Below are 11,781 nucleotides of genomic sequence, written 5' to 3'. Positions count from 1 at the left end.
ACTAATTTCTGATTGCTAGTCTCTAGTCCCCAACCCCCAATCCCTGTAATCCCGAACTGTTTCTCAATTGATCTCCAATTGAAATTGCAAAAGCAACGGAGCTACTGGTAATCGGAGCATTGCCCGAACCGTGTATATTTCCGTTGCTAATGGGTCGAGCTCTTAAGCCCTTAATTTTCCACTCTGCACTTAACCCAACGCAACCCAATTCGTCTCAACCTTTGCATATCACCGCTCGAAAACAGCGGATCGGCGTGCCGTACATGTCAGACCAGATGGCATCGTCCGGCTCCTCCACATTCAGCTTATCTTCAATGGTTAATCCGGTGACAGCCATAATCGTCTCCAGCAGATCAGGCCGCATCTCGGGCACATCGAAGGTAGCGATTAACTGTCCGTTTGGCTTCAGCACCCGGGCGAATTCCCGAAACGCCCGCAGCATCGTGCCCGTATCCAGATGCTCCAGTACAGAGATACAGAACACCCGATCAAACTTACCCGACTCGTACGGAAGCTGGGCCAGATTGGCCTGCGCACGGTGCAATCTGACGAGAGTTGATTCCGGCAGATCCTGGGCGGCTTGCTCGCCAAAATCAGAAACAATATCCAGTCTTATCGCCTCTTCAGACAAAATACGTTCATCCCAGTCGCAGGCGTGAACCTCGCGGCAGTGTTCGGCGAGCCAGAATTTGAATGGATGGGAGATGCCGCAGGCTGCATCAAGGACGACATCATCCGGACGTGCAAACCGCCGGGCCCATTCATATTCGTAGGGACGGCTCCACCATGCCGGATGCAGCGGGAAGACCAGTGTGTCCGTTTTAGGATCACTTTGCCGAATGTATCTTGATTCCATGAATTCCGTTGCCTTGGGCGTATCCATCATCCCCGAATTCCCTCCTTTAATCCTGTCTCTGCCAAAAAAGATTCCAACACCGTGCTCCACCGGCTCCGCCACCTGGCAAGATCATAGGATAGTGCAGTCTCGCGCGCATAGATTCCCAGTCGTTCTCGCTCGGCCCGATCCTGTACAAGACGTACCAGAGCGGCGGTTAGTTCCTGCTCACCAGGAGGTACTAGCAGCCCATTAAAACCATCCTGAATCAGATCATTCAATCCGCCAACATTGGAGGCAATTACCGGAAGTCCACAGCTCATCGCTTCCAGACAGGCATAGGAGGTGCCTTCCGAGAACACGGTTGGAATTACGGCGATATCTGCCTGATGGTAGGCCTCCCGAATATCCCGGAAATCATACGTGCGCTGGTTAATTCGCTCCGCATGTGGATGAGTACGATGCCAGTAACGAAAGACTCTCCCGACCGTACTGCCTTCGACCAGTTCCCCTGCAAATTCAATCTCCAGATCCGGAAAGGCTCCAAGTAGTTTATCCGCCGCCAGCATCATTGGAATAATACCCCGTTCCATGCTGATGCGGCGTGGATAGATAATGCGAATTGGGCGGGGAGAGGTCATCCGGGCATCTACAGTTTTCTTTTCAACCTGTCCCTGAATCGGACCATTAATCTGATACTCAGCATCTGCTTCTACTAGAATCTCCGTAGCGCAATCCTTTGAATGCCGGTGGTTATGAGCAAACCTATACGTTGCGCCATCTGCCTCGACTTCTTCCAGTTTCGATATATTCAAATGGAAATCTACCGTTTCTTTCCCCTCTCGTTCTTGATCGCTATCTGTATCCTCACCTCCATCTCTGTTAGCCTTACCACTGTCCGCTTCATCACGACTCGTTCCCCCCTTGCCTTCTACAGCTTGCACCCCTGATATAACTGCACCAACATTTTCTTCATGACTCGCCAGATCATTCTTCCATGCGGCAAGCCATTCGTCTTCCTGTTCTTGCTCGAAGGTCCGTGTTGGTGGGGCTGGTGTGAAATAGGACGTATCCACTGCATTGGGAATCAGGACAACCTGTCTTGGGTCGGTATAGGTACAAGCGGCCCGGCAAAAGGTCTGGAAATGGGAATCCACGGATACAATGCGCACGAGTCCATCCAGAGCCAGTTGAATATGTTCCGCGACTTGTTGTTTGGTCTCCAGTGGCAGTCCGGGACGATCCCAGTTAATGCCGTGACAGATGCCAAGACTGCCGGGTTTATAGGTGATGGGTTGCCACAGACAGCTGGCATAGATCACTGGGCCGCGCGCTGCTGCTGCCATCCGGTCAAAGGCTTCCGGTACATTATCCATATCGTACGAATAACCAAATACGTCAATCTGCTCCGTCCGAGTCTGGAATGCTTCAAAATAAGAGAGCTGATGAACCTCGGGAATATGCCCGAGTCCTCGGATGACACTGCACAGATCCAGAATATAGCGTTCCAGTCCGCCACCAAATACACGACCGAATTCCCGGTTATACCCATCGGTGAAACTATGCGTCAGAATACTCACCACGCCCATCTCACGGTCCCTCCTTCCAGGGAATCAGCCGAGGTTCCGGATCGAGAATAGACTCGTAATGTGCAAGATTGCCCCACTCACCGCTAGGATCAATGCGCTTGTAACGCAAATATTTACGAACCCGGTCCTCCAGACTGCCGGCCCAGCCGAGATGCTGAACCTTCAGTTCCGTACTGACCCCAGGCAATACAGTGCAGGACAAGGGAAGACGGGGAACGTGATGATTCTGTTGTGGATAAAAATAAGGATATCCAGGCATATACCGTACAAGTGAAGCGGTATGCCGTTTGTGCAGAGACCAGAGATCATCTTCCCGGTAGTGGGTCCGGCCACCCCACATGTCGTAGAAACGGAATGCAAACCAGTCCGCATACTCCTGATTAATCAGAGTGCGTATGGCTTTCTTGGCCTCTGAGCTGTACAGCTCATCCGCATCAACCGAGAGTAACCAGTCGGGACATGTTCCCGCAGCCGCTTGCCATAAGGTGTTGCGAAGGCGCCATTCCTCGGCGAACAGCGGTTTCTCCAATACCTCCAGACGGACCACCTTTGGATAGGCTTTGCATAGATCCGGTGTTCCGTCTGTGCTGGCATCGTCCACAATCACGATCTCATCCACGAACTCACTCAGATCATGCAATACTTCTTCAAGGTATCGGCCACGTTCGTTGCGAACCTGAAGCATGGCGGTCAGCTTGTTGCCTTTGCTTTTGCGAACCCGGCGAATGGAGAAGGGCTCTTTGAATACACTTGTTTCCTCTTGTGTTATAGCTGCACTCTGTTCTGCCTGACCTTGTGAATCACCCCAGTGATGCACTTGGCTTCGGATGTCCTGTGTTGGTTGTGCATGATCCGGGGTGTAATCGCCATTTCCCAATGCGTCTGTATGTGTTCGATCGACTGTTTCGGTTGGTGTGTAAGTGGTTTCGGTTCGGATATCCCTGTGCACCATTGGCCCATTCAACTGTTGTCTACGCTTCTTTGGGTCCAGCATCATGGCACCTCCCCAAGCAATTGCTGTACAGCATGATCCAACAGCTCCAGCTCGACAATCCGGGCCAGCGCATCTTCATCCTCCAGTGCTGTCTCAAGGAAATGTCGGACTGCCCCGTGTCGTTCCCCTCGCAGTGCCAGCGCACTACCGGATAATTGCTGATATTCCCGGCGACTGGCATCATCCTGAATATCGACTGCATGCACCAGAGCCAGTGCTTCTTCCACACGTCCAGTCTCCTTGTAGATGCGGAATTTCCAATGTCTCGCCGTTTCTCCGCCAAGTTCGTCCAGGATACGCAGGGCGTTTCCGTAATCATCGTTCATACGCAGTAATTCCGCTCGTACAAGTTGATCTTCTCCCGCCTCAAGCCAGCGACAGAGCTGTTCATAATGATGCTGTTCTTGTTCATCGGCTGCACTAATTCCGTACACCCGCAGGGCGTCCTCCAACTGTCCGGTCCGGGCATGAATGGCAGACAGGAATCTATAGTGGGAGACTACACAATCACTACGACCATTCAAGACCGCATGGGAGAATGCCTCTTGAAGTGAATGGATAGCCCGAGGATCTTCAAGCAAGTACTCATAGGCTGCCAGCAAAAAGGATATCGTCTCATGTGCACCTGCTTTGGCACGTAGCTGACGGTAGAAGTCGGCACGTACACTGCATTGAAGCAGGGTGACGCTATCTGGAGTGCCTGACAGGATCTGCCGCAGCGCATGCAAGAAGAGCAGTTCGTAGTCCCGGAGAGGGACTTCGAGATCATCCTTTTGCATCGTACCCGCAGGTGCAGGGTCTTCTCCGCCCAGCCAGATAGCACGTACGCCTTGGAATAACAGCTTCATATAACGTGTTTCGGAGGATGTGCCTACCAGATCGGCGATGCCGACCAGTTTGGAAATACTGCTCTCCCATAGCGGAGATTCTGCTTCGTTTCCAGCAGGTTCGGGGAGCAGGGCAATACATAGCTCAGGCTCCAGCGAAGCTGTAGCCATTAGCCAGTAGGGATGGGCGACTACGGCTACGGTGCGAGGTTCCAGCAATAGCTGCTCGGCTTCAGGGAGGGAGATGACGGTAATGACCGGAGGTACATCTTCTGTTTGCGTCAGGCTGCTGACATAGTAGACCTCTCCCTCGATCGACAGCAGTGCAGCAATATCGGGATAGGGAAAGGATGACCAGCCTCCTTTGCGAGGGAAGAGAACATACCGGACCGGGGACTGTGTTGTACTGGCCTTATCCAGGCTGGCTTCGGTGTCTTCACCTGGTAGTGGTGCAGGTTTTTCCATGAATAGTTCACCTCACCTTGACTGTAATATGGAGCGTCATTCGCTCTGCTTGTGTTTCATGCTTTCACTTCATATGTAAAGCCCTCACGGTACTTCGCATGATATGCCTGAGACTAACATATGGGCATTCCGTCCCAAACATGAGTATCTTCCATGAATAGATGAAGTTGGCAAGCTGTGATAATAGGCTGAATTTTATCTTTTGTGTGACCAGGATCACTTTTTTTTGCTCTAGAGACGAAGATTGTGATAATTCTCACATGTATAAAATAGGTAATCTGGCACAATACGTTCATCAACGTATTTGGCGGATAGACAGCGAAGGTGCAGCTTCAATGCCAAATACGCATACTGCGAAGTGAACAGAAAGAAGGGGTAACGGTATGGATCCGATTATGTTATCGCGTATCCAATATGCACTTACAACGATTTTCCATTTCTTTTTTGTCCCGCTATCCATCGGTCTTGTACTGTTGGTTGCAATCATGGAGACGTTGTACGTTGTTAAGGGGAAGGAAATCTACAAAACGATGGCCAAGTTCTGGGGCAAACTGTTCCTGATTAACTTTGCCGTCGGGGTTGTCACAGGTATTCTGCAAGAGTTCCAGTTCGGCATGAACTGGTCCGAGTACTCCCGATTTGTCGGGGACGTGTTCGGTGCGCCACTGGCTATTGAAGCGCTACTGGCGTTTTTTATGGAGTCTACATTTATTGGATTGTGGATATTTGGATGGGATCGTTTGTCCAAAAAAGTGCATCTGGCCTGCATCTGGCTGGTGTTTGTCGGCACATTCCTGTCCGCGCTGTGGATTCTGGCAGCCAATTCATTTATGCAACATCCTGTTGGGTTTGAGATTAACAACGGCCGAGCCGAGATGAATGATTTCTTTGCACTCATCACAAATGGTCAGCTTCTCGTTGAGTTCCCACATACAATCTTTGGGGCATTGATGACAGGAGCCTTCGTCGTAACCGGGATCAGTGCCTACAAATTGATGAAAAAGCAGGATGTGGAGATCTTCCGCAAATCGTTTAATATTGCGATCATTATCGCTCTTGTTTCCTCATTCGGCGTCGCATTCTCGGGTCACTTCCAGGCGCAATATCTGGTGGAGACACAGCCGATGAAGATGGCAGCCAGTGAGGGCACATGGACAACGACAGAAGATCCGGCACCATGGACGGTGGTCGCTTTTATCGATCCGGATAAACAGGAGAGTACGGGTGAGATCAAAATCCCTGGATTGCTCAGTTACCTGTCCTACAGCAAGTTCTCCGGTAGTGTCAAAGGCATGAAGGAACTTCAAGCTGAGTATGAACAGACGTATGGGCCGGGGGACTACATCCCGCCGGTACGGACAACATTCTGGAGTTTCCGCATCATGATCGCAGCGGGTGGTTTGATGATTGCACTGGCGCTATACGGTACGTTTCTGGCCATTCGTAAGAAGCTGGAGGTCGCTGGAAAGTGGTTTATGCGTCTGATGGTATTCGCTATATCCTTGCCGTTTATCGCCAATACATCAGGTTGGATTATGACCGAGGTTGGAAGACAGCCATGGACGGTATTTGGTTATATGACCACCGAAGCCGGAGTCTCACCGAATGTATCCGCAGGAATGATCCTGTTTTCGACCATTGCATTTACCGCTGCGTATACGGTTCTCGGAATCGTGATGGTATACCTGTTCGTTCGTGAGATCAAGGCAGGCCCATTTGCGGTCGAGAAGCCGGAAGATCACGATGAATCGGCCGATCCGTTCGGCGTGGATGGAGGTTATTCCGTTGTCACTAAGTGAGTTGTGGTTTTTGCTGATTGCCGTATTGTTTGTTGGTTTCTTCTTTTTGGAAGGTTTTGATTTTGGTGTGGGGATGTCTACAGGCATTATTGCCAAAACAGACCGTGAACGCCGGACCCTGATCAACTCGATCGGTCCGTTCTGGGATGGTAATGAAGTATGGCTGATTACGGCGGGGGGAGCAATGTTTGCTGCCTTCCCGCACTGGTATGCGACGTTGTTCAGTGGTTTTTACCTGCCACTTGTGGTGGTGTTGCTTGCCTTGATTGGCCGCGGAGTTGCTTTCGAATTCCGCAGTAAAATGAAACAGCAGCGCTGGCGCAAAACATGGGACATCATCATTGTTGTCTCCAGCGCGCTCTTGCCTTTCCTGTTCGGAGTGGTCTTTGCCACGTTGATGAAAGGTCTGCCCATTGATGGGGAGATGCAGTTGCGTGCAGGATTCCTCGATATTGTTAATCCGTACACCGTGATTGGTGGCTTGAGCGTAACCCTGCTGTGTCTGGTTCATGGATTGCTGTTTGCATCACTACGAACAGTAGGTGATCTCAGAGAGCGTGCCTTGAAGACAGCGCAAAAATTGATGCTGCCGCTGGCTGCACTACTCGCTGTTTACGCGTTAATGACGTATTTCATGACGGATGTGTTCGCCGTACGCGGCTGGGCTCTTTGGATCATGGTTGTACTTGGCGCAGTCTCGCTTGCACTTGCGGCCTACTTTGTTCGTCAAAAGCGTGAAGGCTGGGCTTTTGGTATGACTGGGGGAGTTATTGCAATTGCCTTTGCCTCGGTATTTATCGGACTTTTCCCAAGAGTGATGGTGAGTTCCTTTGGAGCGGCATATGACCTGACCGTATACAACGCCGCATCCGGCGCTTATTCATTGAAAGTAATGACCATTGTAGCATGCACACTGCTGCCGTTTGTTCTCGGTTATCAGATCTGGAGTTATTATATCTTCCGCAAACGTCTGAACGAGCAGCACCACCTGGAGTACTGATATGGGACGGGGGCTGATGAAGCTGCCGGGCATCCGGCCGGTACTTGCGCTGGCCTCAGCGCTGGTGCTGCTACAGGCGATGACGATCATTATGCAAGCCAAATGGCTGGCACAGGCCATCACGGCATTGTTTGAAGGTTCATCCGTAACGGAGCAGTACCCGGTACTGCTGCTGTTCCTGGCTGCTTTTGCCGCCCGCTACGCCCTATCCTTCTGGTTACAACTCGTGACTTCACGATATGCGGAGAAGGCAGGGACCGATCTGCGCAGACAGATGGTGGAGCAGTGGTTCAGGCTTGGGCCGCGTTATGCCAAGACAGAGGGCACAGGCCATCTGGTTACACTGGCACGTGAGGGAACAGCTCAATTCAAGACGTATCTGGAACTATTCATTCCTCGCATGCTGGGCATGGGGTTCACCCCCATCGTCATTTTGCTGTATGTGTTCAAGCTGGATCTGATGTCCGGGGTTAGTCTGATGCTGACACTCCCAATCCTGATTGTGTTCATGATTCTGATTGGCCTCGCAGCTCAGCGTAAGATAGACGGACAATTCAGATCCTACAAAGCACTCGCTAACCATTTTGTTGATACCCTGCGGGGGCTGGAGACGCTAAAAACATTGGGACAGAGCAAAACACATGAAGGGTCCATTCTGCGGGTCAGTCAGCGGTATCGGAAGGCGACGATGTCTACTCTGCGCATGGCCTTTCTGTCTTCGTTTGCACTCGATTTCTTCACCATGCTGTCCGTTGCTTCCGTGGCGGTTGGTCTGGGATTACGTCTGACGGAAGGGCATATGCTGCTTGGCCCTGCGTTGACGGTACTGATTTTGGCACCCGAATATTTCCTGCCTGTACGTATGCTAGGCGCTGATTATCATGCCACATTGGACGGTAAGGAAGCCGGAGCGACCATTAATCAGGTGATTGAACGGGGGAAAGCTGCTGAGCGGAAACAGAAAGAAGCCTATGCAAACGTTGTTGCGCACGCGGACATGGCAGAGGATGGGACGGGATCTGCATCATCGTTATCTTCGGGTAAGGGGAAAGCTACTACTTCGACCATACGTGTCGTGTTGAATGATAAAACGGCTGCGGGGCATCTTGCTCCTGATCCTGCTTCTGTTTCTACTACTCCTGAGCTTGTTTCTTCCTCTTCCTCAGGGTTCTCTTGGAATGAGAATAGCAGATTGGCTCTAACGGATGTACAGGTACGGCATGATGATGAAGGTCCTTATTCGCTAAAGGATGTCACATTTCAGATCACGGGTCTTGGCAAAATCGGTATTATTGGTGCCAGCGGAGCAGGCAAATCCACGTTGATTGATGTATTGGCTGGATTTCAGCTGCCTACTTCGGGTCAAGTACTGGCTAACGGCCAGCCTGTGACACAGGATATGCTTGAATCCTGGCGAAGACAGACGGCAGCTATCCCGCAGCATCCGTATATTTTCAGTGGAAGCCTGGCCGATAACGTTCGTTTCTATATGCCGGAGGCTTCGGATGCGGAAGTGGCCAAGGCCATTAGCGCAGCTGGATTAACCAAGCTTCTGACCTCATTATCCGGTGGGCTGCATGAGCTAATTGGGGCTGGCGGCAGACAACTCAGTGGTGGGCAGGAGCAACGGGTAGCGCTGGCAAGAGCCTTGCTTAGTAAACGCAGCATTCTGCTGCTTGATGAACCGACAGCACATCTGGATGTGGAAACAGAGTATGAACTGAAGCAGACGATGTTGCCGCTGTTTGAAGGAAAACTTGTATTTTTGGCTACCCATCGTCTGCATTGGATGCCGCATATGGATCGAATTATTGTCATGGATGGCGGCACAGTGGCAGAGACGGGAACACATCAGGAATTACTGGCACGACAAGGTGTATATTATCAGATGATTCAGGCCCAGATGGAGGCGATATAAAATGAAGTCCGGATATGAACATATGGAGAACGTCCGTAACGGAAAAGAAAAAAATAGCTGGATTGCTCCGTATGTGGCACAGTACCGATTGAGATTCATCGCAGTCATTGCGCTGGGCACATGCGCTGCCTTGTGTGCGGTACTGTTGCTGTTCACCTCCGGATTTCTGATCTCCAAGTCTGCGCTGCGTCCTGAAAATATTCTGATGGTGTATGTACCTATTGTTGGGGTACGTGCATTTGGGATATTCCGAGCTGTTTTTCGATATATCGAACGATTGGCAGGACATGATGCCGTACTGCGCGTATTGGCTGATCAGCGGGTGAAGTTATATCGCATTCTGGAGCCACAGGCCCTGTTCCTGCGCTCTCGTATGCAGACAGGAGATGTACTCGGAGCACTTGCCGATGATGTGGAGCGGTTGCAAGATATCTATTTGCGTACCGTGTTTCCTGCCGTTACCGCGCTTGTGATGTACGGTGCAGCTGTGATTGCTTTTGGCAGTGTGGATCTTGGATTTGCGGTGTGGATGGGCTTGTATATGTTATTTCTCGTTGCCGTGTTACCTGTGATCTCGCTGAAAGTGACTTGGAAATGGCGTGTGCGGCTGAAAAAGGATAACAGCAGGTTGTATACCCGTCTAACTGACGGTGTACTTGGACTGGGAGATTGGCTTGCAAGTGGACGAGCGGCAGAATTTGTTCAGCAGCAGGAAGAGGCGGAGGAACAGGTCGACGCAGTTCGTCGCAAGTTGCGGCGTTGGACACGCTGGCGTGATCTGATGGCCCAGTGCGTCATTGGCCTGCTGGTGGTATCGGTTACGTTATGGGCCGGGAACGCCGCTTCTGTCGGGCAATTACCTGCCGTGATGATTGCTGCTTTTGTACTGGTGTTATTTCCGCTCACGGAAACACTTCTCCCTGTAGGGGATGCGGTGGAGCATCTTCCACAGTACCGAGAATCACTGGATCGCTTGAAGCAGCTCGAAGGGAAAGATTATCTTCCGTTGCAGAATGGAGCCGGTGATGCGGATGGAACGGGCGAATCGATCTCTGTAGTAAAAAACGGCAACGTGATGGTTGGACAGCCATCCGAGTCCTTGCCAGCTGCGAATGATATCCCGGACAGACGAATTTGTCTTCGCATTCCACCCAAACTCAGAGCAGACATCGAGATTAATCGCGTAAGTTACCGTTATGCAGCGGATGATTCCTACGCCGTACAGGACGTATCTCTTCATCTGCCACAAGGCAAACGATTAGCCATTCTTGGACGAAGCGGCGGTGGCAAATCGACATTGTTGAAGCTGATTCAGGGGGCTTTGCGTCCATCTGCGGGGAAAGTTCTGATCAATAATATGCCTGTGCAGACCTTGGGTGAGAGTGTCACTGATGTCATCGCAGTGCTGAATCAGAGTCCACACCTGTTCGACACCACGGTAGCCAATAATTTGCGGATTGGTCGTCCACATGCAATGGATGAGGAGATTCGTCAGGTGGCCGCCCAAGTAGGGTTATCCGGTCTGATCGAATCTTTGCCGCAGGGATATGACACACCGATGCTGGAGACGGGGCTGCGTTTCTCTGGTGGGGAAAGGCAACGGATTGCTCTGGCCAGAGTACTGCTCCGGGAGACGCCCGTTATTATATTGGATGAACCAACCGTTGGGCTTGATCCAGTGACGGAACGCGAGTTGATGCGCACCATTCTGGACAGCTTGCAAGGCAAAACGATGATCTGGGTCACCCATCACCTGATTGGTGCGGAACAGATGGACGAACTTATTTTTATGGAAAATGGAAAGATTGCCATACAGGGTTCTCACGAACAATTGCTGGCTGGGGAAGAGCGATACCGCCGTCTCATTGAACTTGATCGACCCGGATGGTCTGACTTGCAGACAGTAGAGGGCAAGCTGCCTACTGCCGCTTCCAGATAGCAGGAACTTTCTCGATATAACCATGATCTCAGAGCAGGACTGTACGTTCACTCAGCATCGCAAATGGGGCTGTCTCAAAAGGAATTCCGCCTCGCTCCAAGCGCTAACGAACCTGCCGCACCTTAAAAGGCGGATCGTCAACGCTTGCAAGATTTAACGAATCTCAGTAACGCTATTTCGCCATAAAACGTGATCAAACCTAAAAAATCCACCGAATCGACGAAATAACGTCTCTGTGATTCGTTAGATCTCAGATCTCGGCAAATGGAAGCGAATTAGCGTGTCTCAAGTTCATTAAAAACAAAATAACACAAACAAGGGATGCCCCCTGTCATATTCATGACGTAGGAGACATCCTCTTTTCGCTTCCTGGTGTGGACTCTATATAAATTGAACTAAAGAATATTTACACTTG

8 protein-coding genes are annotated in these 11,781 nt (G+C 51.0%); 4 read left to right on the top strand and 4 right to left on the bottom strand.

Annotation, left to right across the window (positions count from 1 at the left end; all coding sequences use genetic code 11):
* Positions 1-214 precede the first annotated feature (214 nt).
* Genes MKY44_RS27240 through MKY44_RS27225 form a run of 4 tightly spaced genes read right to left on the bottom strand, consistent with a single transcriptional unit; the run spans position 215 to position 4,710 of the window.
* On the bottom strand, positions 215-886 hold the full coding sequence (locus tag MKY44_RS27240) for a class I SAM-dependent methyltransferase (protein WP_249912783.1): 672 nt from the start codon (positions 884-886) through the stop codon (positions 215-217).
* Positions 883-2,424, bottom strand: a complete 1,542-nt coding sequence (locus MKY44_RS27235) for a glycosyltransferase family 4 protein (protein ID WP_341009422.1) — start codon at positions 2,422-2,424, stop codon at positions 883-885. Before MKY44_RS27235 ends, MKY44_RS27240 begins: the two co-directional genes overlap by 4 nt.
* A gap of 1 nt (position 2,425) precedes the next feature.
* Complete coding sequence (locus MKY44_RS27230) at positions 2,426-3,421, bottom strand: glycosyltransferase (protein ID WP_341009420.1); 996 nt, start codon at positions 3,419-3,421, stop codon at positions 2,426-2,428.
* On the bottom strand, positions 3,418-4,710 hold the full coding sequence (locus MKY44_RS27225; protein ID WP_341009418.1) for a tetratricopeptide repeat protein: 1,293 nt from the start codon (positions 4,708-4,710) through the stop codon (positions 3,418-3,420). The genes MKY44_RS27230 and MKY44_RS27225 overlap by 4 nt, the downstream gene beginning before the upstream one ends.
* Before the next feature lie 383 nt (positions 4,711-5,093).
* On the opposite strand from MKY44_RS27225, the gene MKY44_RS27220 reads away from it, so the two are divergent.
* The 4 genes from MKY44_RS27220 to cydC are packed head-to-tail and all read left to right on the top strand — an operon-like array spanning position 5,094 to position 11,366.
* Positions 5,094-6,509: a cytochrome ubiquinol oxidase subunit I gene (locus MKY44_RS27220; RefSeq protein ID WP_341009416.1), complete on the top strand. Its 1,416-nt coding sequence runs from the start codon at positions 5,094-5,096 to the stop codon at positions 6,507-6,509.
* A complete protein-coding gene (gene cydB, locus MKY44_RS27215; RefSeq protein WP_240768199.1) occupies positions 6,454-7,509 on the top strand; it encodes a cytochrome d ubiquinol oxidase subunit II in 1,056 nt (351 codons plus the stop codon). Before MKY44_RS27220 ends, cydB begins: the two co-directional genes overlap by 56 nt.
* 1 nt (position 7,510) lies before the next feature.
* A complete protein-coding gene (gene cydD / locus MKY44_RS27210; RefSeq protein ID WP_341009414.1) occupies positions 7,511-9,427 on the top strand; it encodes a thiol reductant ABC exporter subunit CydD in 1,917 nt (638 codons plus the stop codon).
* A gap of 1 nt (position 9,428) precedes the next feature.
* Positions 9,429-11,366: a thiol reductant ABC exporter subunit CydC gene (cydC, locus tag MKY44_RS27205; RefSeq protein WP_341009413.1), complete on the top strand. Its 1,938-nt coding sequence runs from the start codon at positions 9,429-9,431 to the stop codon at positions 11,364-11,366.
* Positions 11,367-11,781 lie beyond the last annotated feature (415 nt).

Origin of the sequence: Paenibacillus sp. FSL R7-0026, from assembly GCF_038004485.1 — a bacterium.
Classification (GTDB): Bacteria; Bacillota; Bacilli; order Paenibacillales; family Paenibacillaceae; genus Paenibacillus; species Paenibacillus xylanexedens_A.
Note: the sequence above shows the minus strand (reverse complement) of the source record. Positions and strands in the feature narration are given on the sequence as shown.